Origin of the sequence: Streptomyces sp. NPDC052301 (genome assembly GCF_044593395.1) — a bacterium.
In the GTDB taxonomy this organism is placed as follows: Bacteria; Actinomycetota; Actinomycetes; order Streptomycetales; family Streptomycetaceae; genus Streptomyces.
On the sequence record NZ_JBIUBE010000003.1, the window covers coordinates 423,410 to 447,639 of the forward strand.

Annotated in this window: 24 protein-coding genes and 1 pseudogene; 11 read left to right on the forward strand and 14 right to left on the reverse strand. The window is 72.8% G+C overall.

The genetic code is table 11. The features are described from left to right. Nucleotides 1–18: 18 nt before the first annotated feature. Nucleotides 19–909, reverse strand: a complete 891-nt coding sequence (locus tag ACIHEJ_RS09135) for a 2-hydroxy-3-oxopropionate reductase (protein ID WP_400133447.1) — start codon at nucleotides 907–909, stop codon at nucleotides 19–21. A gap of 42 nt (nucleotides 910–951) precedes the next feature. Continuing rightward, nucleotides 952–1,791: a TIM barrel protein gene (locus ACIHEJ_RS09140; protein WP_400133449.1), complete on the reverse strand. Its 840-nt coding sequence runs from the start codon at nucleotides 1,789–1,791 to the stop codon at nucleotides 952–954. A 169-nt stretch (nucleotides 1,792–1,960) separates the two neighbouring features. Between ACIHEJ_RS09140 and ACIHEJ_RS09145 the strand changes: the two genes are divergently transcribed. The 8 genes from ACIHEJ_RS09145 to ACIHEJ_RS09180 all read left to right on the forward strand — a co-directional run bounded on the left by ACIHEJ_RS09145 (nucleotide 1,961) and on the right by ACIHEJ_RS09180 (nucleotide 9,279). After that, complete coding sequence (locus ACIHEJ_RS09145) at nucleotides 1,961–2,221, forward strand: hypothetical protein (RefSeq protein WP_400133451.1); 261 nt, start codon at nucleotides 1,961–1,963, stop codon at nucleotides 2,219–2,221. A 50-nt stretch (nucleotides 2,222–2,271) separates the two neighbouring features. Next, nucleotides 2,272–2,583 carry a helix-turn-helix domain-containing protein gene (locus tag ACIHEJ_RS09150; RefSeq protein WP_400134004.1) on the forward strand — a complete coding sequence of 104 codons (312 nt, stop codon included), beginning with the start codon at nucleotides 2,272–2,274 and terminating at the stop codon, nucleotides 2,581–2,583. Between the two features lie 263 nt (nucleotides 2,584–2,846). Continuing rightward, entirely contained in the window at nucleotides 2,847–3,359 is a 513-nt protein-coding gene (gene uraD / locus ACIHEJ_RS09155; RefSeq protein WP_400133453.1) for a 2-oxo-4-hydroxy-4-carboxy-5-ureidoimidazoline decarboxylase, read from the forward strand. 4 nt (nucleotides 3,360–3,363) lie between these two features. After that, nucleotides 3,364–3,765 carry a hydroxyisourate hydrolase gene (gene uraH, locus ACIHEJ_RS09160; protein ID WP_400133455.1) on the forward strand — a complete coding sequence of 134 codons (402 nt, stop codon included), beginning with the start codon at nucleotides 3,364–3,366 and terminating at the stop codon, nucleotides 3,763–3,765. A gap of 4 nt (nucleotides 3,766–3,769) precedes the next feature. Beyond that, nucleotides 3,770–4,693, forward strand: coding sequence for a factor-independent urate hydroxylase (gene pucL, locus ACIHEJ_RS09165; RefSeq protein ID WP_400133457.1), 924 nt, complete (start codon nucleotides 3,770–3,772; stop codon nucleotides 4,691–4,693). A gap of 64 nt (nucleotides 4,694–4,757) precedes the next feature. Next, nucleotides 4,758–6,170, forward strand: a complete 1,413-nt coding sequence (locus ACIHEJ_RS09170; protein WP_400133459.1) for a nucleobase:cation symporter-2 family protein — start codon at nucleotides 4,758–4,760, stop codon at nucleotides 6,168–6,170. Nucleotides 6,171–6,251: 81 nt separating this feature from the next. After that, nucleotides 6,252–7,637, forward strand: a complete 1,386-nt coding sequence (locus ACIHEJ_RS09175) for an 8-oxoguanine deaminase (RefSeq protein WP_400133461.1) — start codon at nucleotides 6,252–6,254, stop codon at nucleotides 7,635–7,637. 274 nt (nucleotides 7,638–7,911) lie between these two features. Then, entirely contained in the window at nucleotides 7,912–9,279 is a 1,368-nt protein-coding gene (locus tag ACIHEJ_RS09180) for a nucleobase:cation symporter-2 family protein (protein ID WP_400133462.1), read from the forward strand. Here ACIHEJ_RS09180 and ACIHEJ_RS09185 read toward each other — a convergent pair. Both ACIHEJ_RS09185 and ACIHEJ_RS09190 read right to left on the reverse strand, forming a co-directional pair. Further along, nucleotides 9,233–9,931, reverse strand: a complete 699-nt coding sequence (locus ACIHEJ_RS09185; RefSeq protein ID WP_400133464.1) for an exonuclease — start codon at nucleotides 9,929–9,931, stop codon at nucleotides 9,233–9,235. The genes ACIHEJ_RS09180 and ACIHEJ_RS09185 overlap by 47 nt on opposite strands. Before the next feature lie 44 nt (nucleotides 9,932–9,975). After that, entirely contained in the window at nucleotides 9,976–10,773 is a 798-nt protein-coding gene (locus ACIHEJ_RS09190; RefSeq protein ID WP_400133465.1) for a helix-turn-helix domain-containing protein, read from the reverse strand. Nucleotides 10,774–10,868: 95 nt separating this feature from the next. On the opposite strand from ACIHEJ_RS09190, the gene ACIHEJ_RS09195 reads away from it, so the two are divergent. Then, the gene (locus ACIHEJ_RS09195) at nucleotides 10,869–11,723 is read left to right on the forward strand and encodes an NAD(P)H-binding protein (RefSeq protein ID WP_400133466.1); all 855 of its coding nucleotides are present in this window, start codon (nucleotides 10,869–10,871) and stop codon (nucleotides 11,721–11,723) included. Here ACIHEJ_RS09195 and ACIHEJ_RS09200 read toward each other — a convergent pair. From ACIHEJ_RS09200 to ACIHEJ_RS09225, 6 genes and pseudogenes are all read right to left on the reverse strand, one after another. Beyond that, nucleotides 11,710–12,229, reverse strand: a pseudogene (locus ACIHEJ_RS09200) (MFS transporter); the annotation flags it as partial. The gene ACIHEJ_RS09195 and the pseudogene ACIHEJ_RS09200 sit on opposite strands and share 14 nt — an antisense overlap. Nucleotides 12,230–12,232: 3 nt before the next feature. After that, a complete protein-coding gene (locus ACIHEJ_RS09205; protein ID WP_400133468.1) occupies nucleotides 12,233–12,655 on the reverse strand; it encodes an acyl-CoA thioesterase in 423 nt (140 codons plus the stop codon). A 53-nt stretch (nucleotides 12,656–12,708) separates the two neighbouring features. Continuing rightward, nucleotides 12,709–13,350 (reverse strand): hypothetical protein, encoded by a 642-nt coding sequence (locus ACIHEJ_RS09210; protein WP_400133470.1) that lies wholly within the window; start codon nucleotides 13,348–13,350, stop codon nucleotides 12,709–12,711. A 109-nt stretch (nucleotides 13,351–13,459) separates the two neighbouring features. After that, nucleotides 13,460–14,059 carry a histidine phosphatase family protein gene (locus ACIHEJ_RS09215; protein ID WP_400133472.1) on the reverse strand — a complete coding sequence of 200 codons (600 nt, stop codon included), beginning with the start codon at nucleotides 14,057–14,059 and terminating at the stop codon, nucleotides 13,460–13,462. An 84-nt stretch (nucleotides 14,060–14,143) separates the two neighbouring features. Continuing rightward, entirely contained in the window at nucleotides 14,144–15,964 is a 1,821-nt protein-coding gene (locus ACIHEJ_RS09220) for an FG-GAP-like repeat-containing protein (RefSeq protein WP_400133474.1), read from the reverse strand. A 137-nt stretch (nucleotides 15,965–16,101) separates the two neighbouring features. Next, entirely contained in the window at nucleotides 16,102–17,310 is a 1,209-nt protein-coding gene (locus ACIHEJ_RS09225; RefSeq protein WP_400133475.1) for a pyridoxal phosphate-dependent aminotransferase, read from the reverse strand. An 81-nt stretch (nucleotides 17,311–17,391) separates the two neighbouring features. Here ACIHEJ_RS09225 and ACIHEJ_RS09230 point away from each other — a divergent pair, with 81 nt between their 5' ends. After that, nucleotides 17,392–18,018, forward strand: a complete 627-nt coding sequence (locus ACIHEJ_RS09230) for a winged helix-turn-helix transcriptional regulator (protein WP_400133477.1) — start codon at nucleotides 17,392–17,394, stop codon at nucleotides 18,016–18,018. 83 nt (nucleotides 18,019–18,101) lie between these two features. Here ACIHEJ_RS09230 and ACIHEJ_RS09235 read toward each other — a convergent pair whose 3' ends face one another. From ACIHEJ_RS09235 to ACIHEJ_RS09245, 3 genes are read right to left on the reverse strand one after another with little or no spacing between them, the layout of a single operon-like run. Continuing rightward, on the reverse strand, nucleotides 18,102–18,902 hold the full coding sequence (locus tag ACIHEJ_RS09235; protein ID WP_400133478.1) for a hypothetical protein: 801 nt from the start codon (nucleotides 18,900–18,902) through the stop codon (nucleotides 18,102–18,104). Next, entirely contained in the window at nucleotides 18,902–20,164 is a 1,263-nt protein-coding gene (locus ACIHEJ_RS09240; protein ID WP_400133479.1) for a VWA domain-containing protein, read from the reverse strand. Before ACIHEJ_RS09240 ends, ACIHEJ_RS09235 begins: the two co-directional genes overlap by 1 nt. A 9-nt stretch (nucleotides 20,165–20,173) precedes the next feature. Next, the gene (locus ACIHEJ_RS09245; protein ID WP_400133481.1) at nucleotides 20,174–21,715 is read right to left on the reverse strand and encodes an IucA/IucC family protein; all 1,542 of its coding nucleotides are present in this window, start codon (nucleotides 21,713–21,715) and stop codon (nucleotides 20,174–20,176) included. Nucleotides 21,716–21,809: 94 nt separating this feature from the next. Here ACIHEJ_RS09245 and ACIHEJ_RS09250 point away from each other — a divergent pair, with 94 nt between their 5' ends. Next, on the forward strand, nucleotides 21,810–23,300 hold the full coding sequence (locus ACIHEJ_RS09250) for an IucA/IucC family protein (protein ID WP_400133483.1): 1,491 nt from the start codon (nucleotides 21,810–21,812) through the stop codon (nucleotides 23,298–23,300). A 7-nt stretch (nucleotides 23,301–23,307) separates the two neighbouring features. Here the strand turns inward: ACIHEJ_RS09250 and ACIHEJ_RS09255 are convergent, their stop codons facing one another. Continuing rightward, the gene (locus ACIHEJ_RS09255) at nucleotides 23,308–24,105 is read right to left on the reverse strand and encodes a CAP domain-containing protein (protein ID WP_400133485.1); all 798 of its coding nucleotides are present in this window, start codon (nucleotides 24,103–24,105) and stop codon (nucleotides 23,308–23,310) included. Between the last annotated feature and the right edge of the window lie 125 nt (nucleotides 24,106–24,230).

Consider the following 24,230-nt stretch of genomic DNA (forward strand, 5'->3'; position numbering starts at 1 on the left):
GGAAGCCTTGGGGCCGGGTCAGACCTGGGCGCCGGAGAGGCGCTCGACGGCCCGCAGCAGGGCCGAGTGGTCCAGGCCGCCGTCACCCTGGGCACGCAGGGACGCGACGAGCTGGGCGACCACGGCGCCGACCGGCAGGGCCGCGCCGACGTTGCGGGCGGCGTCGGTGACGATGCCCATGTCCTTGTGGTGCAGGTCGATCCGGAAGCCCGGCTTGAAGTCGCGGTTCAGCAAGTTGTCCTTCTTCCGCGTCAGCACCGTCGAGCCGGCCAGGCCGCCGTTGAGGACGTCAAGGGCGGCCTTCAGGTCGACGCCGGACTTCTCCAGGAAGACCACGGCCTCGGCGCACGCCTGGATGTTCACGGCGACGATCAGCTGGTTGGCGGCCTTCACGGTCTGGCCCGAGCCGTGCGGACCGCACAGCACGATGGTCTTGCCGAGCGCCTCGAGGAGCGGCTTGGCCTGGTCGAAGTCGGCCTGCTCGCCGCCGACCATGATCGACAGTACGGCCTCGATGGCGCCGGCCTCACCGCCGGACACCGGGGCGTCGAGCACCCGGATGCCCTTGTCCTTGGCCGCGGTGGCCAGGTCGACGGAGGTCTGCGGGGTGATCGAGGACATGTCGATCAGCAGGGCACCCCGCCGCGCGTTCTCCAGGATGCCGCCCGGGCCGTAGGCGATGGCCTCGACCTGCGGGGACGCGGGCACCATCGTGACGACCACGTCGGCGTCCCGCACGGCCTCGGCGATCGAGGCGGCGGCCGTACCGCCGGCGGCGGCCAGGCGGTCCAGCTTGTCCTGCTCCAGGGTGAAGCCGGTGACGTCGTAACCCGCCTTGATCAGGTTCTCGGACATGGGGGAGCCCATGATGCCGAGGCCGATCCAGGCGATCTTGGGAAGGTTGCTCATGATGGGGGTGCCTCTCTCAACTGCTCTGCAAAGTCGGGGTGTTCAGCGCGCCGCGCGTGCTTCGCGCGGCAGCCAGTCGAAGGCCTCCGCGCTCGGGCGGTCGCCGGCCTTGTACTCCAGGCCCACCCAGCCCTCGTAACCGGCCTTCTTCAGCTGGTCCAGCAGCTCCTCCAGCGGGAGCGCGCCCGTGCCGGGGGCGCCGCGGCCGGGGTTGTCGGCGATCTGCACGTGCCCGGTCCTCGCCGCGTACCGCTCGATCACCGAGGGCAGGTCCTCGCCGTTCATGGACAGGTGGTACAGGTCCATGAGGAACTTGGCGTTCCCGAGGCCCGTCGCCGCGTTGACCCTGTCCACGATCTCGACGGCCTTGGGCGCGCTCACGATCGGGTATTTCGGCGACTCGGGCTGGTTGAGGGCCTCGATCAGGACGGTTCCGCCGACCCGGCCGACGGCCCGGGCCGCGAGCACCAGGTTCTCCAGGGCGAGCGCGTCCTGCTCGGCCGGGTCCACGCCGTCGACGCGGTTGCCGTAGAGGGCGTTGAACGTCGTGCAGCCGAGGGACCGGCCGAAGCCGACGGCCACGTCGATGTTGGCGCGGAACCTCTCCGACTCCTCACCGGGGACCGACAGGGCGCCGCGGTCCGGGCCCGGCAGCTGTCCGGCGTAGAAGTTCAGCCCCGTGAGCTGGACGCCCGCGTCCTCGATCGCCTTCTTCAGGGCATCGAGCTCGGACTGCTCGGGGGTGGGGGAGTCGACCCAGGGCCACCACAGCTCGACCGCGGTGAAGCCCGCCGCGGCGGCGGCCGCGGGACGCTCCAGGAGCGGGAGTTCCGTGAAGAGGATCGACAGGTTGACGTTGAAGCGCTGGTCTGCGAATCCCATTCGGGCCGCGCTCCCTTCCGTGGTCGTTTTCCGTAATGCGGAAGTTCATTTCTGCTTAATGGAAGATTGCCGCCGGGCGTCGGTGCTTGTCAAGAGGGGCCGGCCGGCTGTCCGCACCTCGTCCCGGCCGGGAGGTCCCAAAACCCCCGCCGCGCGTTAGGTTGAGCGCGTGCGATTGAGAGTGGAGTTCACGACCGAGCCCTTCGACCTGGACGAGGCGCCCGCGCACGCCGTGGTGGCGCGGGAGGTCATCGAGACGGCCGAGCTGGACGCCGTCGACGTCGGCCCGTTCGGCAACACGGCCGAGGGGGGTGCGGATCGCGTGCTCACCGCCGTGGACGCGCTGCTGCGCAAGACGCTGGAGGCCGGCGCCACCCGGGTCTCGCTCCAGGTCAACGTGATCGAGGACGGGATCGGGGAGGGGCGGTAGTGGCCGGGGAAGAGCCCTTCATCGCGGCCGTGAAGCCGCTGGTCGACGCCATGGGCGCGGAGATGATCCCGCCGGACGAGGCCGGTCGCGAGGACGTCGTCCTCGCCTGGGAGGGGGTCGACGTCGTCGCCGTTCGCCTGCCTCAGCTCGCCGATTCCCTCGACCACATCCTCGCGGCCATGGAACGCCGGCAGGGCCGGCCGCTGGCCGACCTGGACCGCAGGTCCAAGCAGGAGGTCGTGCGCATACTGGAGGCGCGGGGTGCCTTCGCCGTGCGGCACGGCGTGGAGACCGTGGCGAGCGCGCTCGGAGTGAGCCGCTTCACGGTCTACAACTACCTCAACCGGGAGAAGGGCGCGTAGCGCTCCGCCGGGGGGAGGCGGGTGCGCCGTGCGGAGGTGCCTCCGGGTGCCGTCGGGCGGCCGTCGCGCCGTCGTGGCCGGGCGCGCCCACGCGGCGGAGTCGCATGTCGAGACGGCCCGCGCCCCTTCGGTGGCGCTGCCCCCGCGTCGGTGCGGCTTGTTACGCCGATTTTTCAACAAAGTGTTGACGTGGCGTTTCCGGGGGCGTTAGCTATCGGCAGCCCGCTTCAGCACGAAGGCCGCATCCGGCCACGGAGGCTCCCGTGACTTCGACTTCCACGCCCCCGGGTCTGGCCCGGTTCAACGCCCTGGAGGAGTCGGCGGCCCTCGCCGCCCTCCACGAGGCGTGCGCCTCCACCGAGTGGGCCCGGCGACTGCTCGCCGCCCGTCCGTACGCCGCCGTGGAGGACCTCTGCGCCGCCAGTGACGCCGCCATGGCCGAGCTGACGACGGGGGACCTCGAGGAGGCGATGGCCGGGCACCCGCCGATCGGGCGGCCCAGGCCCGGCGATCCGACCTCCGCGCGGGAGCAGGCCGGCATGGCCGGCGCCGCCGAGGAGCTCAAGGCCGAGATGCTCGAACTCAACCTGGCCTACCAGGAGAAGTTCGGCCATGTGTTCCTGATCTGCGCCACCGGCCGGACCGGTGAGCAGATGCGGGACGCGGTCAAGGAGCGGATCGGGAACTCGCCGGAGCAGGAGCGGGAGATCGTCCGCGCCGAGCTGGGCAAGATCAACCGTATCCGACTGGCCCGACTCGTCGAAGAGGACGCCTGACACCATGAGCACCAGCACCACCGCCTCCGTGTCCACGCACATCCTGGACACCTCGATCGGCCGCCCCGCCGAGGGCGTCGCCGTCCAGCTCGCCGCCCGTGCCGGGAGCGACGCGGACTGGCAGGCGCTCGGCGGCTCCGCGACCGACGCCGACGGCCGGTGCAAGGACCTGCCGGCCCTGCCGGAGGGGACCACACACGTACGGCTCGACTTCGCCGTCGAGGCGTACTTCTTGCAGTCCGAGAACAAGCAAGCCGATGCGCAGCAGGACGCCCCCGCGAATCGGGACAGCGGTGCCGTGTTCTTCCCCGAGGTGGCGATCACCTTCGCCGTGAAGCCCGGGGAGCACTACCACGTGCCGCTGCTGCTCAACCCGTTCGGCTACTCCGTTTACCGAGGGAGCTAGCTAAATGCCCACGATCCTGGGACAGAACCAGTACGGCAAGGCCGAGAACCGAGTCGTCAAGATCACGCGGGACGGCGCCACCCACCACATCAAGGACCTCAACGTCTCCGTCGCCCTGAGCGGCGACATGGAGGAGGTCCACTACTCCGGCTCCAACGCCAACGTCCTGCCGACCGACACCACCAAGAACACGGTGTTCGCGTTCGCCAAGGAGTACGGCATCGAGTCCGCGGAGCAGTTCGGCATCCACCTGGCCCGCCACTTCGTCACCTCGCAGCCGGCGATCCACCGCGCCCGGATCCGGATCGAGGAGTACGCCTGGGAGCGGATCGAGACCTCCGACGCCAACTCCCGGTTCATCGGCGCGGACGAGGTCAAGCACTCGTTCGTGAAGAAGGGCCAGGAGACCCGTGTCACCCAGATCACCTACGACGGTGAGCGGTGGGAGGTCATCTCGGGTCTGAAGGACCTGACGGTGATGAACTCGACCAACTCCGAGTTCTGGGGCTACGTCAAGGACAAGTACACCACCCTGCAGGAGGCGTACGACCGCATCCTCGCGACCTCGGTCTCCGGCCGCTGGCGGTTCAACTGGACCGACGACGAGCAGAAGATGCCCCACTGGGAGAAGTCCTACGAGCAGGTGAAGAAGCACATGCTGCAGGCCTTCGCCGAGACCTACTCCCTGTCGCTGCAGCAGACGCTGTACCAGATGGGTGCGCGCATCATCAACAACCGCAGCGAGATCGACGAGGTCCGCTTCTCGCTGCCGAACAAGCACCACTTCCTGGTCGACCTGGAGCCGTTCGGGCTCAAGAACGACAACGAGGTCTACTTCGCCGCCGACCGGCCCTACGGCCTGATCGAGGCGACCATCCTCCGGGACGGCTGTGAGCCGCAGATCCCGGTCGACATGACCAACCTCTGACGCGGGACGCGCGTCCCCGGTCCCGCCACCCGGACCGGGGACGCGCCACACCGGAGGGAACACCATGGCACTGCCTGCAAAGGGGCCGGCGAAAGCCCCCTGTTCCACCCCGCCGGTGCACACCGAGGACGCCGTCACGTCCGTGCACCCGGTGGACGAGAAGCTCCACCTCTCGCGGCTCGTCCCCGCCGCGCTCCAGCACATCGCCGCGATGTACGCGGGCGTCGTCACTCCTCCGCTCATCATCGGCCAGGCCTGCGGACTCGACGTCGCGGCCCGCACCCGGCTGATCGCCGCGAGTCTGCTCATCGCCGGTGTCGCGACCATCCTGCAGACCATCGGTGTCAAGGGCCTCGTCGGTAACCGGCTGCCCTTCGTCAACGCCGCCTCCTCCGCCGGCATCGCCCCGATCCTCGCGATCGCCGAGACGAACGGCACAGGCCACCAGCTCCCCGCCATCTACGGCGCGGTGATGGTCGCCGGTGTCTTCTGCCTGGTGATCGGCCCGTTCTTCGGCCGGCTGCTCCGCTTCTTCCCGCCCCTGGTCACCGGCGTGGTGATCACCCTGATCGGCGTCACGCTGATGCCGGTCCCGGTGAGCTGGGCGCAGGGCGGCGACAAGACCGCCGCCGACTTCGGCGCCATGAGGCACCTCGCGCTCGCCGGGTTCACCCTCGCCGTCATCCTGCTCGTCCAGCGCTTCGGCCGTGGCTTCGTCAAGCAGGTCGCCCTGCTGTTCGGGCTGCTCGTCGGCACCCTGGTCGCCATCCCCTTCGGCATGGCCGACTCCGGCGCCTTCAGGTCCGCCCCCGTCGCCGCGCTGCCCGCCCCGTTCGCCTTCGGTGCGCCCGAGTTCCAGCCCGCGGCGATCCTCTCGCTGTGCATCGTGATGCTGGTGCTGATGACGGAGAGCTCCGCCGGGATGCTCGCCCTCGGCGAGATCTGCGACCGCCGCGCCGACGCCAGGACCATCACCCGGGGCCTGCGCACCGACGGCATCGCCACCCTGCTCGGTCCGGTCTTCGGCGGCTTCCCCACCTCCGCCTTCGCGCAGAACGTCGGCGTCGTCTCGCTGACCCGGGTGCGCAGCCGCTACGTCGTCGCCGTCGCCGGCGGCACCCTGCTGGTCCTCGGCGCCTTCCCGGTCCTCGGCGCGGTCGTCTCGCTGGTGCCCATGCCGGTCCTCGGCGGTGCGGGTATCGTGCTCCTCGGCTCGATCGCCGTCAGCGGTATCCGTACGCTGTCGGAGGCGGGCCTGGACGACAGCTCCAACATCATCCTGGTGGCCGTGGCGCTCGGTGCCGGCATCATCCCGCTGGCCGCACCCACCTTCTACGCCGGCTTCCCGGCCTGGGCGCAGACCGTGCTCGGCTCCGGCATCAGCGCCGGCGCGCTCGTCGCGGTCCTGCTCAATCTGTTCTTCCATCATCTCGGCACCCGGAGTGGCCAAGCGGCTCCGGCACTCAAATCCTCCTAGGGTCCTGCCGTGCCCTCCCCGTGGACATCCCTTCCGGGCCCCTCCGTTCACGGGCCCGCCACTGAAAGACAAGGAAGCACGATGGCACCATCGGCAGCCCAGCGCATCGTCATCGAGAACTGTGCGATCGCGACCGTGGACGCGGGCGACACGGAGTACGCCTCCGGACACCTGGTCCTCGCCGGCAACCGCATCGAGTCCGTCGGCGCGGGCAAGGCCCCCGAAGGCCTCGAGAACGTGGTGCGCCGGATCGACGCGAGCGGTCATCTGGCCACGCCCGGCCTGGTCAACACCCACCACCACTTCTACCAGTGGATCACCAGGGGCCTGGCCACCGACCACAACCTGTTCAACTGGCTGGTCGCGCTCTACCCCACCTGGGCGCGCATCGACGAGCAGATGACGTACGCGGCCGCGCAGGGATCCCTGGCCGTGATGGCCCGCGGCGGTGTCACCACCGCCATGGACCACCACTACGTCTACCCGCACGGCTCCGGCGACCTGTCGGGCTCGATCATCCGGGCCGCCGCCGAGATGGGTGTCCGCTTCACGCTGGCCCGGGGCTCGATGGACCGCAGCAAGAAGGACGGCGGTCTGCCGCCGGACTTCGCCGTGGAGACGCTGGAGGGCGCGCTCAGCGCGACCGAGGAGACCGTCCGCAAGCACCACGACGCCTCCTTCGACGCCATGACCCAGGTCGCCGTCGCCCCCTGCTCGCCGTTCTCCGTCTCCACCGAGCTGATGCGGGACGGCGCCCAGCTGGCCCGCCGGCTGGGGGTGCGGCTGCACACCCACGGTTCGGAGACCGTGGAGGAGGAGAAGTTCTGCCACGAGCTGTTCGGCATGGGCCCGACCGACTACTTCGAGTCCACGGGCTGGCTCGGTGAGGACGTGTGGATGGCGCACTGCGTCCACATGAACGACTCCGACATCGCCGCCTTCGCCCGCACGAAGACCGGTGTCGCCCACTGTCCCTCCTCCAACGCCCGCCTCGCCGCCGGCATCGCCCGCGTCCCCGACATGCTGAAGTCGGGCGTCCCGGTCGGCCTCGGCGTCGACGGCACCGCCTCCAACGAGTCCGGCGAGCTGCACACCGAGCTGCGCAACGCCCTGCTGATCAACCGCCTCGGCGCGCACCGCGAGGCCGCGCTGAACGCCCGTCAGGCGCTCAGGCTCGGCACCTACGGCGGCGCCCAGGTCCTCGGCCGGGCGGAGCAGATCGGCTCGCTGGAGCCGGGCAAGCTGGCCGACGTGGTGCTGTGGAAGATGGACACGCTCGCCCACGCCTCCATCGCCGACCCGGTGACCGCGCTGGTCTTCGGTGCCGCGGCCCCGGTCACCGCCTCCTTCGTGAACGGCGAGCAGGTCGTCGAGAACGGCCGGCTGCTCACCGTCGACGAGGACGCCATCGCCCGCTCCACCCGCGAGGAGGCCCAGCGCCTCGCCCGGATCACCGCTCAGGGCTGATCCGCTCCGGGTCGCACAGCCGGGTCGTTCACCCGGGCTGTCGAAGAACTCCGGCCGAGAGGGACGGCTCCCGGCCGGGGCCGTGAATCCGAGCGGGATTCACGGCAGCCGTCCGGGGCGCGCGCTTCCACGCGCGCGCCCCGGTACGGTCACCGGTCCCCACCCCCGCTCAGACATGTCGCCACACCCCCGTCACGGTCCCGCACGACCACCCGCACCACCTCCATGAAACCCGCGTCGCCCCACGACGTGTCACCCGCCCGGAGGAGCAGCCGTGGCCGCCCATCCCGTAGACGAAAAACTCCCCGCCCTGAAAATGGCGACCAGCGGCCTGCAGCACGTGGCCGCCATGTACGCCGGAGTCGTAGCCCCACCCCTGATCGTCGGCGCGGCCGTGGGCCTGTCCGCCACCGATCTGACGTTCCTCACCGGCGCCTGCCTGTTCACCGCGGGCCTCGCCACCTTCCTGCAGACGCTCGGCATCTGGAAGATCGGTGCCCGGCTGCCCTTCGTCAACGGCGTCACCTTCGCCGGTGTCGCCCCCATGACCGCGGTGGTCGCCTCCACCCACGACAAGTCCGACGCCCTGCCGATCATCTTCGGCGCGGTCATCGTCGCCGGCCTCCTCGGCTTCCTCGCCGCCCCCTTCTTCAGCAAGGCGATCCGTTTCTTCCCGCCGGTCGTGACCGGCTCGGTCATCACCCTGATCGGTGTCTCCCTGCTGCCGGTCGCCTTCGGCTGGGCCCAGGGCCCCGACCCCGAGGCCCACGACTACGGCTCGACGACCTACCTCTCCCTCGCCGGCATCACCCTGCTGATCGTCCTGCTGCTGCGCCGGTTCACCCGGGGCTTCGTCAAGCAGATCGCCGTCCTGCTCGGCCTGATCTGCGGCACCCTCATCGCGATACCGTTCGGCGTCACCGACTTCAGTCCCGTCGCCCACGCCGACGTGGTGGGCTTCCCCACCCCGTTCCACTTCGGCGCCCCCCGGTTCCAGCTCGCCGCCATCCTCTCGCTGTGCGTGGTGATGGTGGTCTCGATGACGGAGTCCACGGCCGACATGCTGGCCCTCGGCGAGATCGTGGAACGCCCGGCCGACGAGAGGACGATCGCGGCCGGCCTGCGTGCCGACACCCTCGGATCGGCGCTCAGCCCGCTGTTCAACGGCTTCATGTGCAGCGCCTTCGCCCAGAACATCGGCCTGGTGGCGATGACGCGGATCCGCAGCCGGTACGTCGTCGCGACGGGAGGCGGTTTCCTCGTGCTGATGGGTCTGTGCCCGATGGCCGCCTCGCTGATCGCGGTCGTGCCCCGCCCGGTCCTCGGCGGCGCCGGCGTCGTCCTGTTCGGCTCGGTCGCCGCGAGCGGCATCCAGACCCTCATGCGGGCCGGCCTCGACCGGGACAACAACGTCCTGATCGTCGCCGTCTCCCTGGCGGTCGGCATCATCCCGATCACCGCGCCGGATTTCTACCACGCGTTCCCGCAGACCGCGAAGATCGTCCTGGACTCGGGCATCTCCACCGGCTGTGTGACGGCCGTGGTGCTCAACCTCCTCTTCAACCACCTCGGCCGGAGCCGTGAGGCCCAGGACGTCACCCACCCGATGGAGGCGGGGGAGGAGATCGCCGCGGCACACTGAACCGGCGAGGAACCGGCGGGGCGGGTACGGAGGACGCCGTACCCGCCCCGCCTTCCGTGGTGCAAGGACCCGGCCACGCCATGAGGTTGGCGAGCAGCTCGGCCTGTTCGACCGCGTCGTCGAGGGCGTGGTGCGTGTGGCGGCGCCGGGACAGCAGGTGCCTGGGCATCGTGCCCTTGGCCACCGCCCGCAACGGCAGCCCGGCCTTGGTGGCGTAGAGCGTCTTCATGTCCAGACAGCCCGAGTGGCCGAACGGGCTTTCGCCGGTGAAGCGGATCAGGTACCAGTACAGGAACGTCCAGTCGTACGACGCCGGATAGCCGCACATCACCGGCTGCGCGCCCGCGCTCACCTCGCGCACCCAGGCGGCGAACTGCGCCATGGCGACGCCCGGTTCGGCGCCCTCGTCCGTCAGCCGCTCCCGGTCCAGCCCGCTGACCGCCAGCGCCTCCGGCACGAAGTCCTCGCTGATCGGACGCAGTTCGCGGTAGAACGTCAGCCGCTGCGGATCCTCCGGGGTGAAGCCGCCGGCGTCCTGCGTGCCGGCCACGGCCGCGCCGACGCTCAGCATCGAGTACGGCCCCGGGATGGGGCCGTCGGCCTCGATGTCGACGGAGATGTACCGGCCGGGTCTGACGCGTCGTGCGGGCATGGACCCGGAGCATGGCAGGCGGGGCCGTGGCGCGCACCTTGTTTCTAGGCCCCGGTGCCGAACCGGCAGGGGGTGGCCGCGGGCAGCCGGCCGGTGAGGTACGAGCGGGGCGGGACACCCATCAGGGACCGGAAGTCCGACGTCAGGTGTGCCTGGTCGTAGTAGCCGGTGGCCACGGCGAGATCGGACCAGGGGGCGCTCGCGGCCCGGGTGAGGACCGTGCGGACCCGGTCGATGCGGGCGTAGTGCTTCGGTGAGACACCGACGCCCTCGGCGAACAGGTTGCGCAACTGACGCTCGCTCACCGCGAGTTCGCGGGCCACCTGGCGCACCTGCGCGGGTGCCCGGTCCAGGCGGACCGACAGCGCGTCGACCCCCGCCCGCAGCAGCGCCGTACGAGCGGGATCCACCGCGGCCTGCAACAGGGCGGGCAGCGCCTCGGCCAGCTGCGCGGACGCCTCCCGCGGATCCAGTGGGCGCAGTGCGGCCGCGAGCCGGCGGGGCGTCTCGCCGGGCAGCTCCTCCAGCGGCACGGCCCGGCCGACCAGCGCGGCGGCCGGGACGCCCAGCAGGGGACGGGTCGTGCCGGGCGCGAGACGAAGCTCCACGCACGACAGGTGGGCCTTGCCCGGGTGGTACGAGGCCCGCACCCGCGGTCCGACGGCCAGCACGTCACGCCGCCCGCCCCGCCCCACCCGCAGCACCACCCTGGTCTCCGCGGCGGGGAGCCGGACGAAGGTCTCCTCGCGCGGATCGGTGAGGAGCAGGGTCCGCACCCCGGCGATCCAGGGGAGCAGTGCCTCGGGCGTGAGGGGGCCGGGCTCGGCGGTGATGGTAGGCACCCCTCCACGGTAGACGCACCGCACCGGTCCGCGAGCCGTCGAACCGTGCCGGAATCTACAAGAATCGCAGGCTCCGGCGGACGCACCGTGGAGCCATGATTCTGGTGACGGGTGCCACGGGCACCATCGGCAGTGAGGTCGTACGACAGCTCGCGGAGCGGGGCGAGAAGGTGCGCGCCCTGACCCGCGACCCGGCGAGGGCCCATGTGCCCGCGGGCGTGGAGGCGGTACGCGGTGACCTTCGCGACCCGGACTCCCTGCGGGAGGTGACGACCGGTGTGACGGCCGCGTTCCTGCTCCGTCCCCCCGGTCCGGACGAGGGACAGGACGCCGCCCTGGTCGCGGCGGCCCGCGCGGCGGGAGCGCGCCGGCTGGTGAAGCTGTCCGCCGTCGGGACGGGCGAGCCCGCGCTCGGCCCCTTCGGCCGATGGCACGTGGACGGCGAGCGGGCCGTGCGGGAGAGCGGGGCCGAGTGGGTGGTCCTGCGGCCCTCGACGTTCGCCTCGAACACGCTGAGCTGGGCCGGGGCGGTCCGGGCGGGTGAGCCGGTGCCCAACATGACCGGCGACGGGACGTCGGGCGTGATCGACCCGCGCGACGTGGCCGCGGTGGCGGTGCGGGCCCTGCTCGAGGAGCGGTGCGCGGGGCGGACGTACACCCTGACCGGGCCCGAGGCGATCAGTCTCCCGGACCAGGTGGCCGTCCTCGCCTCGGTGCTGGGCCGCCCGGTCCTCGACCGGAACCTCTCACCGGACGAGACCCGCGACTTCCTGCGCACCGCCTGGGGTTTCGACGACGCGCAGGCGGAGGCCGTCCTGCTCAGCACCGCGTTCGTCCGGGACGGGGGCAACGCGGTGGTCACCACGGACGTACCCGAGCTGCTGGGCAGGCCGGCGCGGACGTACCGGGAGTGGGCGCAGGACCACAAGGAGGCGTTCAGCGCGGGGTGAGGTCACGGCGAGGCCGCACCATCACCGCAGCCGGGGCCGGCGCCGCAAGCGCGATCCCGGTCGCCACCCGGAACGCCACCCGGTAGCCCTCCGCCGTGGCCGGGACCAGTTCCGTGCCCCGGTCGAGCAGGGCGCCGGTGCGGCTCGCCTCCAGCGTCGTCAGGGCGGCCAGGCCCGGCGAACCGCCCACCACCTGGGTGGTGTCGAACAGCCCGGACGCCAGTCGCGCGTCCTCCGCGCGGGCCCCGGACATCGCGAGCCCGGTGAGCGCGGGCATCGCCGCGGCGAACGCGGCGGACACCAGCAGCACGGGGGCCGGTACGTCGACGGCGTAGGAGCCGTCGGCGGGGGCGCGGACCAGCAGGGCCGTGCCGGCGGTGATCAGCACCGGTGCCGGGAGGAACGCCCTACCGGTCGCCGACGCGTCGTGGCCGAGCACCCGTTTGCAGCCACAGCGCGCCCACGAACCGGAACCCCTACATCGTGGCGATCGTCAGCACCTGGACCAGCTAGAGGCCGAAGAGGCCCGGTTCGGCGGCCAGTTCGGCGAAGGCCTTGCCCGGGTCGGCGACCAGTCTGCGCTCCGTCAGGTCCAGCAGTCCGCCGACCGCGGTGATCTCGGCCGCCACGGTGCCGTCCGGCCTGCGGATCTCCTGCAGGACCCGGAAGGTCTTGCCGTCCCCCCACTCGAACGCGCACGTCACGTCGACCTCGTCGCCGGCGAGCAGCTCACGCCGGTAGCGGATCGTCGTCTCCAGGGTCACCGGGCCCACCCCCTTGCCTATCAGCTCGGCCTGGCTCACCCCGGCCGCGCGCAGCAGCGACCAGCGGGCGTGCTCCGCGTAGTTGAGGTACACCGCCTGGTTGAGGTGGCCCTGCACATCGGTCTCGTAGCCGCGGACGGTCACCCGCACGGAAAACGGTTCGGTCACTGCTCGCCCTTCTCACGTTCGCCTCTGACGGACCATCGATCCTGGCATGCCGCTCACACCCGGCGCGGGGAGGCCAGCAGATAGCGCACCCCCGTCCGCGGCTCGGTGCACTCGCCCGGCTGCCAGCCCGCGCGCTCCAGCGTGGCCGCGCAGGCCGTCAGCGCCCCGGTGTCCGGCGCGTACACGGCGACCGCCTCCGGCTGCGGGGTCGCCCGTACCCGGTAGCCGTCCGCGTCCCCGCCCGCCGGGCGGTGCCCCGCCGCCTCCAGAGCGAGCGCGGCGGCCCGCACCAGGTGCGTCCGCTCCCAGCCGCACGGCCGGTCCACGGCGCCGTCGGGATTGGTCATCCGGCGCAGCTCCAGCAGCCCCTGCCAGGCGCTGTGCACCTCCCGCAGCCGCTCCGGCCCCGGCAGGGCCGGCTCCTCGGCGCCGCCGACCCGGGCCGTGAACACCCCGTCGTCCCGGTCCGCCCCGTCCGGCCGCGGTTCCACGGCGGGGGCCCGCTCGGGCGGGGCCTCGCGGATCCGGTGCCCCGCGGGCGTGAGGAAGTGGTCGTGCGGCGGTCTCGGGTGGCGGAAGGCGAGCCCGCGCCTCACCAGTGCCGCGAGCTGCGCCTCGGTGCCGCGCAGCCGCCCGGTCACCGGGTCGGCGGCGTCGATCACACGCCGCTGGGCGGCGGTCGGCGGTCGTACCACGGCGTGCTCCCTCCGGTGCGTCGGCGGCGCCCGGGACTTTCCTGCGCGGGCGGCTTCTTCGAAGCGTACGACCGGGGTCCGACAACGGGGGGCGGCCGGTGAGCCGCGCTCAGGCGGGCGGGCGGATGTTCCAGCCCGCCACCACCGGGCGGTTGTGCTCCGTGCCGAGCCGGCACAGCGTGCCCGTGGCCAGCTGGAACAGGGCGCCGTGCCGGGGCGGGAGCCCCAGGCGGCGGGCGGTCAGCACGCGCAGGAAGTGGCCGTGCGCGACGAGCACGACGATCCCCTCGGTGTTGGCCAGGGCGGCGTCGGCCTTGGCCAGCATCCGGTCGGCGCGCTCGCCGACCTGCTCCGGGGTCTCGCCGGGATGCTCGGGCGGGCCGGGCGCGACCCCGTCCGTGAACAGGAACCAGCCGGGCCGGCCGCGCTGGATCTCGGCCGTGGTCACGCCCTCGTAGCCGCCGTAGTCCCACTCGCGCAGGTCGGCGTCGACCCGGGCGTCGTGGATCCCGATCAGCTCGGCCGTCTCCCGGGCCCGCTGCAGGGGGCTGACGAACGCGGCCCCGATCCGGTGGGAGCGGATCAGCGGCACCAGCCGGCGCGCCTCCTCCCGCCCGTGCTCGGTGAGGGGTACGTCGGTCGAGCCGGTGTGCCGTCCGGACCGCGACCACTCGGTCTCACCGTGCCGGACGAGAAAGAGGTCACCCACGTCAGCGCCCTTCCCGCTCGCCTGCCAGCACCGTGTCACAGCCGGGCCGCCGCCGCAGGACGGACTGCGCCGGACGGCCGTCGCTCAGGTGCCGGGGTGGACCAGCGTGAACTCGGTGCCGAGGGACCGTGCGCGGGTGTCCGCGTACAGCGTGGTCTCGCCGTCGGACCAGCGGACGACCAGGTCGTTTTTGGTGTGGTCGGAGGTGAAGTCGCCGGCCGTCATGACCTGGGCGTGCTGCCACGTGCCGTTCGGGCCGCGGACCCGGGACCGGGTGCCGAGGCCGGCGGTCGAGGTGCCCGCGTACGTGTCGAGCGAGCCGTCCCTCCAGCGCACGAGCAGGTCCGTGCCGGCCGAACCGGCGAAGGCCCCGCCGGCCAGCAGGGCGGCGTCGGTCCAGGTGCCCTTGGCCGCGAGCGGCTGCTCCGGGCCGAAGGTGCCGGGCCCGACCCCGGTGTACAGGGCGAGCCGGCCGTCGGACCACCGCACGAGCAGGTCGGCGGCGCCCTGGCCGTCGAACTGCCCGGCCGTGAGCTGGACGGCGTTCTTCCACACGGATCCGGCGCCCGCCATGCGCACCTCCCGGCCGAGGCCGGAGGCGCCTACCGCCGGGTACAGGGTGACCGTGCCGTCGGACCGGCCCACCAGGAGGTCCGGCCGGCCGTCGCCGGTGAAGTCGCCGCCGGTGAGGGCGCGGACGTGCGTCCAGGCGGAGTCGGCCTTCCGCAGCCGCCGCTCGGCCCCGAAGTCGCTCCTGCCGTTGCCCGGATACAGGGTGACCCCGCCGTCGGACCAGACCACGAGCAGGTCGTCGTGGTGGTCGCCCGTGTAGTCGCCGGCGGTCATCAGGCCGGCCTTCCGCCATCGTGCCGCACCACCCGGCAGGGTGCCCTTCAGCCCCCGGTACGGGGGCAGGTCCGCGGGCGGGGCCTGGTCGGCGACGGCGTCGGCGAGCAGGTTCGCGGCGTCGGCGCCGAACGCGGTGCCGTAGCTGATGTAGTCGACGTCCGCGTCGTTGCCGCCGCCGTTGTAGCCGCCCAGGTCGCCGATGACGTGACCGGTGTGCGCACCGTCCTTGTAGTCGGTGATCCACGGGCTGCCGGACACCCCGCCGTAGTAGCCGCCGCAGGTCATCGACAGCTGCCGGTAGCCGGGGAGTTGCTTCGTCGGCACCGTGCACCGGACGGCGCGCCCCGCGCTGTTGTGCCGGTACGACGGATACCCGACCACGGTCACGTTCTTGTGGGTGTAGCCGGACGGCCGGGTGAAGGTCAGCCCGCCGCCCACCGCGTCCTGCAGCGTCCGCCCGCGCTGGTCGGCGGAGACCCGGGCGAACGCGGTGTCCAGGTCGGACACGGCCTTCTTCGTGGTCGTGGACCCCTTGTCGGGCACGTACCGGGGGTCGACGAAGATCCGCTGGACGTGGAAGATGCCGTACGGCTGCCGGTCGGGCCCGGCGCCCTTCACGAACTTCGGGACGAAGACGTAGTCGCCCTTCATGCTCCGCGCGCAGTGGGCCGCGGTGAGGACGATGTCGCGTGCCGGGGTGTTCAGCACGCTGCCGGTGCAGTGCCAGGTGGTGCCGCCCGGCCCGTCGGAACCGAAGAACGTGCCGACCAGCGGCGTCCCCTTGAACAGCGTGCCCTGTGGCCGGCCCGCCGCCGCGGCCGACGCCCCGGCCCCGGCCGGCTGTGCCCGGTCCCCGTCCAGCGGTACCGCGTCCGCCATCCGCTGCGCGGTCCAGAAGCGGGCGGCCTGCCGCGCCTCCTGCCCGGCGGGAGGCGCCGGCGACGCGGTGGGCGCGGCCTGGACGGGCGCGACCCCGCCCCCGAGGGCCGCGCCGCACACCACGGCGACGGCCGTCCGGCGCAGGCGGGACGAGGACGGTCTGCTGGACGAGAACAACGGTGCTCCCCCTGGTCTGGTGCGGCTCTGCCGGATCCGGAGCCGGGGGAACGGTGGCGCCGCGCTGGTCAGACGCGAAGATCCCCCCGGTTCGTGCGGGGCGATCTTCGCACAGGTGCGCGAATGCGGGGAACGGGCTACTGCCGGTACCCGCTCAGGAACCGCCCGATCCTGCCGATCGCCGCCTCCAGGTCGTCCGCGTGGGGCAGGGTGAGGATGCGGAAGTGGTCGGGGGAGGGCCAGTTGAAGCCCGTGCCCTGGACCACCTGGATCTTCTCGCGCAGCAGCAGGTCCAGGACGAACCTCTCGTCGTCGTGGATGGCGTGCACCTTCGGGTCGATGCGAGGGAACGCGTACAGCGCGCCCTTCGGCTTCACACAGGACACCCCCGGGATCTCGTTGAGCTTCTCCCAGGCCACGTTCCGCTGCTCGTGCAACCGGCCGCCGGGCACCGTCAGTTCGCGGATCGACTGGCGGCCGCCGAGCGCGGCCTGGATGGCGTACTGGGCAGGGGCGTTGGCGCACAGGCGCATGGAGGCCAGCATGGTCAGGCCCTCCAGGTAGTTCCTCGCGTGCTGCTTGGGCCCGGTCACCACCAGCCAGCCGGAGCGGAAACCCGCCACCCGGTACGTCTTCGACAGGCCGCAGAAGGTGAGGACGACCAGATCGGGCGCGAGCGCGGCGGCCGAGTGGTGCACCGCGTCGTCGTACAGGATCTGGTCGTAGATCTCGTCCGCGAACACCATCAGGCCGTGCCGGCGGGCCAGGTCGAGGATGCCCTCGACGACCTCCTTCGGGTACACCGCGCCCGTCGGGTTGTTCGGGTTGATGATGACGACGGCCTTGGTCCGGTCCGTGATCTTCGACGCCATGTCGGCCAGGTCCGGGTTCCAGTCGGCCTGTTCGTCGCACAGGTAGTGCACGGCCTTGCCGCCGGCCAGGGTCGTCACGGCCGTCCAGAGGGGGAAGTCCGGGGCGGGGACGAGGATCTCGTCGCCGTCCTCGACCAGCGCCTGGACCGCCATGGAGACCAGTTCGGAGACGCCGTTGCCCAGGAACACGTCGTCGACGTCCACCTCCAGGCCCAGGTTCTGGTAGCGCTGGGCCACCGCCCGGCGGGCGGAGAGGATGCCGCGCGAGTCCGTGTAGCCGTGGGCCTGCGGCAGCATCCGGATCATGTCCTGGAGGATCTCCTCCGGCGCCTCGAACCCGAAGGCCGCGGGGTTGCCGGTGTTCAGGCGCAGCACACTGTGGCCCGCCTCCTCCAGGGCGTTGGCGTGTTCGATCACCGGACCGCGGATCTCGTAACAGACCTCGCTGAGCTTGTTCGACTGCCGGAACTCCATGCGCCCCTCCGGAAACTCGTGTTGCTTGGTTTTACCAAGTAGGAGCTTGGAAAGTCCAACAACGTGTCTAGACTGCGTCGCATGTCACCTCGCCGAAGCTACGACCAGTACTGCTCAGCAGCCCGCGCCCTCGACGTCGTGGGCGACCGCTGGACCCTGCTGATCGTCCGGGAGCTGCTGGCCGGCCCCCGCCGCTACACGGACCTGCACGCGGACCTGCCCGGCGTGAGCACGGACGTACTCGCCTCGCGGCTGAAGGACATGGAGCGCGACGGGCTCACGACGAGGCGGCGGCTGCCCCCGCCGGCCGCGGCGTACGTGTACGAACTCACCGACCGCGGGCGGGCGTTGCTGCCGGTGCTGCAGGCGCTGGGGAAGTGGGGCGAGGGCGAGCTCGGGGCACGGCGGCCCACCGACGCCGTCCGCGCGCACTGGTTCGCGCTGCCGCTGCTGCGGGCGCTGGAGGGCGAGGGCGTCGTCGAGGTCCACCTGGAGGAAGGCGACTTCCACCTGCACGTCGGCGCCGGGGGCGGACCGGTGTACGGTGACGGACCGGCCCCCGGCGACGCCGATGCGCGGCTCGCCCTGGACGCCGCGACCTGCGAGGCCCTCGCCCGCGGCGAACTGCTCCTGGCCGACGCGGTCCGCACCGGCCGGATCACCGTGACCGGCGAGGGCACCCTCGCCGCATCCCTGCGGGAGCAGTGAGACACAGGTCTTCTGCGGTCAGGTGGGCCGGGCGGGCGAAAAGGGAAGGCCCGCCGGGGAGGCGGGCCTTCGGGCAGAGGTGGTCAGACGTTGGGCGGCACCCGGGACGGCCGTCCCGAGCCGCGCGTCAGCGCGTATCCTCCGATGCCGGCCAGCGCGGCCAGCACGCCGCCGATCGCGGTCCACACCCACCGGTCGGACCACCACCCGGACGACCAGCCGTCGTCCGAGCCGAAGCTGGACAGCACCGCCGTCTTCGAACCGCTCCCGTCCGCCTCGGACTTGACGGCGATCCCGGGCACCAGCGGCTTGCCCAGCGAGCCGTCCACCGCGGCCGCGCCGCCGATGTCCTTGGAGTCCACGCGGACGTCGACGCCGACCGGCTTGCCGAGGTCGGCGGAGCCGAGGTCCACGACCGTCAGCCGGACGTAGTACGTGCCCGGCAGCGGGTCGTTGCCCCACGGCTCCGACCAGCCGCGCACGGTCCGCAGCACGCACGCCAGCTCGACGGTGGACGCACCCTGCTCGGCCGTGCGGGTCGCCGCGCCGTACTGGCAGGCCTGCCGGCGCCGCAGGCCGTCGTAGACGTCGATCTGCCAGGTCTGCGTCCCGTGCGTGGCGGGCAGCTTCACCGTCGCCCCGACGGTGGGGCGCTGCCCGGTGTCCGCCGGGAACGACCAGTACAGGTAGTCGCCGGTGGAGCCGGACGCGGTGGCCTGCTGCCCCTGCCGGACCTCCGTCGCCGTACGGAAGGAGGTGCCCGCCCGGGTGGGCGCCGAGCCGTCGGCGGAGGCGCTCGGCGACGGGGAGGAGTCGGCGGCGGCCGGTCCGGCCGCGAGCCCGAGCGCCAGCAGCGCGGCGCCCAGCACACGTGTGATACGCATCAGTTCGTCCTCCAGACCGCGACCCGCCAGCGCGACAGCCAGCCCCACAGCAGACCCGCCACGAAGCCGGTCAGCACCAGCGCACCCAGCAGCCACCAGCCGCGGCCGAGGCCGAAGGAGGCCACGTCGTGGTGGCCCGACGGACCGTCCACGACGTCGACGGTCAGCTCCAGCGGCAGGCCCGGCGTGGTCTTCACCCCGGACGCGGCCGAGAAGGAGTTGGTGACCTGCAGACAGACGGTCTCCGCGGGTGCGTCGTCGTCGTCGCTCTCCGGCTTCGGATAGCGCAGCCCGGTCGAGATCACGTCCGTACGGCCCGTGCCGGCGGCCTCACCGCGCACGATCTCCCGTCCGTGCACGGTCACCGCCCGCAGCAGCACCCCGTAGTCCGGGTTCACTGCGCGGTCGTCGGCGACGCTCACCGAGGCGCGCAGCTCCTTGCCGGGGGCGACGTCGACCTTGTACCAGCGCTGCTGCCCGAACTCCTCGCGGTCCGTGAACAGCCCGGACTTCAGCGTCGGCGCCTTCTCGCAGGCGGCGGCGCCCTCGGTGGCCACCGGTGTCACCACCGGATCGGCCGCCCGGTCCACCAACTGACCGACGCGGTCGCTCAGTTCTTCCTTGTGCCGGACGTCGGTGTAGGTGCCGCCGGTCGCGTCCGCGATGCAGCTGAGCTGGTCGCGGGTCTTGGCGTCCGGCACCAGGCCGAGGGTGTCGATGGTCAGGCCGATGCCCTTGGCCGCTATCTCCCGGGCCACCTCGCACGGGTCGAGCGGCCGGCAGGTGTCCTCGCCGTCGCTGATCAGCACGATACGGCGCGTTCCGGAGCCGCCGTTCAGGTCGTCCGCGGCCTTCAGCAGCGCGGGCCCGATCGGCGTCCAGCCGGTCGGCTGCAGCGTGGCCACCGCGGTCTTCGCGTCGGTCCGGTTCAGCGGGCCGACCGGGTAGAGCTGCGCGGTGTCCTTGCAGCCCTCCTTGCGGTCGTTGCCGCGGTAGTTGGCGCCCAGGGTGCGGATGCCGAGCCGCACCTCCTGCGGCGTGGCGTCCAGCACGTCGTTGAACGCCTGCTTCGCCGCCGCCATCCGGGAGTCGCCGTCGATGTCCCGCGCCCGCATCGAACCGCTGACGTCCAGCACGAGTTCGACCTTCGGGGCGGCCTCCTGCGTCTCGTCGGCGACGGCCCCGCCGGGGAACGCGATCCCGGCCGTCAGGGCGGCGAGCAGAGCACAGACGCCCGCCGCCAGCCGTTGTCTTGTGATCATCGCCGGATCCTATTGATCAGACCGGCCGGGCTCCAAAACGAGCGGGTTCGGCAGGGCGGCCCACAGGTCACCGGGCCGGTCGGGGGACAGGCGCATCAGGGTCAACGCCTTGGCGGGCAGCGGGGCTTCGCGCAGTGCGGTCAGGTCCGGGGTGTCCGGCAGGTGCGGTACGGCGGTGGCCAGGGCGGCGGCGAGGGCCGCACCGGAGCCCGCCGTACCGGCCAGCGCGCCCGCCACCAGGGAGCCGAACAGCTTGCGGCGCAGGGCGGTCGCGTCGTCGGTGACCAGACGGCCGGTGAGGGCGGGCGGGGTGATGCCGTGGCGGGCCAGCCGGGCGGGGCTGACGCGGACGTCGGCCAGGTCGCGGTAGACCAGACGCCGGGGGGCGCCGTCGGGCGAGAGGATCACCAGCAGGTTCTGGCCGTGGGCCTCCAGGGCCACCCCGAGGTCGAGCAGCCGCAGCCCCACCGTGAGCGCCAGCCGGGCGAACGCGGCCAGCCACTCGGGGGAGTCGGGCAACGACGTGGTGCCGAGGGCCGCCACCGGCAGGACGTGCTCGCCCGGAGCCGCGTACACCTCGGGCGACTCCCGCAGCAGCGCGGCCAGATCGGGGGAGTGGGCCGTGACCGCGCCCAGCGTGCGGGTGACGTGCAGCAGGCCGCCCGTGCGCGCCGCCAGTTCGACGGCGAGGTCGGACAGCGGGGCGGCGGTCCGCACCGAGTACGGCGAGATGTCCCGCACCGAGGACGTCAGCCGGGCGCTCAGCGCGGTCTTCACATGCGGACCGCCCGGCAGCGCCAGGGTGCGCAGGGACAGCAGCGGACGGGCCGGGCGCCAGGGGCGCTGCGGCCGCTTCAGCACATGGGCCGCCTGCCACGGGTGCACCGGCACCAACCACCGGTCGCCGTCCCGCAGTTCCTCCGGCCAGTCCCCGCTCACCAGGCACTCGCCGGACGGCACCGGCACCGTCCCCAGCTCCACCACCGGCCGGTGCTCCGGGCCGTACGCCAGCTGGTCCGCCACCGAGAAGCCGGGCCGGGAGCGGCAGCCAGGGTGGAACGGATGCCCGTCGACCACCCGCTGCTCCCACTCCCAGTCCCTCGCCCGCCCTTCGGCCGGGGGGACCCCCACCGGCCACTCCTTCGGGTGATCCGCGCCGGCCCGGGACAGCGCCAGCGAGGCGACGCTGTCCGCCAGTTCGGCGGCGAACGCGGACGCGTGCGGCACCCCGAGCGCCGTCATCAGGCGCGCCGGATCGGCGTACGGCTCCCGGCCGAGGCGTACGCCGGTGACGTAGGCGCTGGTGGCGTACGGGTCCGCGTGCGGCCCGTGCAGCGTCCGGCCGTCGGCGAGCCGCAGCGCGAGACCGTGCGCGCCACGCTCCCTGCCGGTGATCCACGGCAGCGGCTCATGGCACAGCGCCCGCCACAGCCGGGTCAGCACGGCGGCGCGGGCGCCCGGCAGTTCCTGCGTGTACCGGGGCAGCACGGCGGGCCGGACGGCGGCCAGCTCCTCGGCGACCCGGGCCTCGGCGGTGGGGGGACGGTGCACGGTCGGCTCCTCGGTTGCACGCTGCACGCAGGACGATTGTCGGGGACGACAGACATACTGGGCGCGACGACCCCCGACGAAACGAACGGATCGCGTGGACCTCACACCCCCCACCGACGCCGTCGGCCGCCGCGCCGACGCCTACGCGGCCGCGCCCCTGCTCAACTGCCTGCTGCGCGAGGTGGCCGAGCCGCTCCCGGGCCCCGGGGACCGCCGGGTCCACCGGCTGCCCAGCGGGCGGCTGCTGCGGGTGCGTCCCGGACGCCGTCCCGCCGCCCCCGAGCTGCGCGCGGCCGGGTCCTGGCGCCCCGTCGGCCACACCGAGCTGGTCAAACTGGTCGCCGAGGAGCTGCGCCGGCACACCGGGCTGCCCGGTGGCGACCTGCCCGCCGAGATGCTCGACAGCCGGGAGGCGGTCGCCGCGCTGCTCGCCGCCCGCGCCCGGGCGACGCCGCCCGCCGACCCCTATCTGCGCTCCGAGCAGTCCCTGATCACCGGCCACCCCTGTCACCCGGCGCCCAAGGCGCGCGGCGGCGGCCCGGCCGCGGCCTGGCTGCCGTACGCCCCCGAGGCCCACGCGCGGTTCCCGCTGGTGCTGCTCGGCGTCCGCCAGGACCTGGTGGCCGAGGAGGGCGACACGCGCGCCCTGGACGCCCTCGGCACGGCCCCGCCCGGCTACCGGTTGCTGCCGGCCCACCCGTGGCAGCTGGACCTGGTGGGCCGGGAGCTGACCGAGGCCTTCGCCGACGGTCGCCTGCTCCGCCTCGGCGAGACTCCGTTCGACACCTGGCCCACGGCGGCCGTCCGCACGGTGTACGAGTCCCGGCGCGACGTGTTCCTGAAGTTCAGCCTGGACGTCCGCATCACCAACGACATCCGCCGGCTGTGGCGCCACGACCTGCGCAGGCTGCGCCGCACCGACACCGCCGCCCGGCACGCCTTCGCGGCGATGGGCCCGTCGGCGGCCTGGCTGAGCGACCGCGGCTGGCGCACCGCCGCGTTCGCCTTCGAGGAACTGGCCGTGCTGGTCCGGGACGGGCTGCGCGGCCATCTGCTGCCGGGCGCCACCCCGCTGCTCGCGGCCGGGCTCGCGGAGGGTTTCGAGGGCAGCCCGGCGGCCGCCACGACCGACCCGCACGCCTGGTGGGAGGCCTATCTGCGGCAGGTCGTGGCGCCCGTCCTCACGGCGTTCGACGACCACGGGGTGGTCCTCGAGGCCCATCTGCAGAACACCCTGGCGGCCGTGGACGCGGCCGGGCTGCCCGTGCAGGCGCTGTTCCGGGACGCCGAGGGCGCCAAGCTGCTGCCGGACGTCTCCCGGGCCGCCGGCTGGGAGCGGCTGGTGTACTGCCTGGTCGTCAACCACCTCACCGAGATCGCCGCCGCCCTCGCCGACCACCACCCGGGCCTCGACCCCTGGCCCGCCGCCCGCCGGGAACTGGCCCGGCACGACCTGCCCGAGATCCCCGCCCTGCTCACCGCGCCGACGTTGCCCGGCAAGACCAACCTGCTGCTGCGCTGGACCGGCGCGGACGGCGCGGACGCCCGCTACCTGCCCCTGCCGAACCCGCTGGCAGGGGCCTGAACCGCCCCTAGCGGCCCGTGCCGAAGTCCTGGGTCCAGTAGCTGTTCGGCTGGGCGAGACCGACGCCGATCTCCTTGAACGAGCAGTTGAGGATGTTGGCCCGGTGGCCCGGGCTGGACATCCAGCCCGCCATGACCGCGTCCGGGGTGGCGTACCCGTAGGCGACGTTCTCGCCGTAGCTGCTCCAGGCGTAGCCGGCGCCGGTGATGCGGTCGCCCGGGGACGAGCCGTCGGATCCGGTGTGCGACATGTTCTGGTGGGCCGCCATGTCCGCGCTGTGGGCCTGTGCGGCCTCGGTCAGCTTCGCGTTCACGGTCAGCGCCGGGCAACCCACCTTGGCGCGCTCGGCGTTGACGAGCTGGACGATGCGGGCGGTGACCCCGGACGCCGTGGCCGTGGCCTTCGGGGTGCTCGGCGCGGCGGAGGCCGGGGCGACGGGGGCGGTGGCCCGCGGCGCACGGGGCGTGCTCGGTGCCGTGGTGGTCCTCGGCTTGGGGGCCGTGGCCGTCCTCTTGGCGCTCGGGCTCGTGCTCGGGCTCGGGTGCGCCGGTGCGGCGGCCTCGGGCGAGGCGGTGGTCCGCGGTACGACGGTGTGGTGGACGTTGCGGTGGTGACGGTGGTGATGGCGGTGGATGTGCTGCCGCCCCTGCGGAGACGCGCTCGTCACGGCGGTGTCGGACCGGTCCGCCGTGCCGTACGGCCAGTCGGAACAGGCCAGGGCGACGGAGGGTACGCCCACGGCTCCGATGGTGACGGCGGCGATGACTATCCGCCGGTACTGCTGCGTCCTTCGATGCTTGCCCATGCGTGAAACCTCACTCGGTGATCGCCGAGCGGTCATTGTCAGGACGGCCTCACAGCGAGCGCAAAGGGCCTTTCTACTACCTGGCTTCGTAGACCCACCAGGCCCTTGTCAGGTGAGCGGAGGCA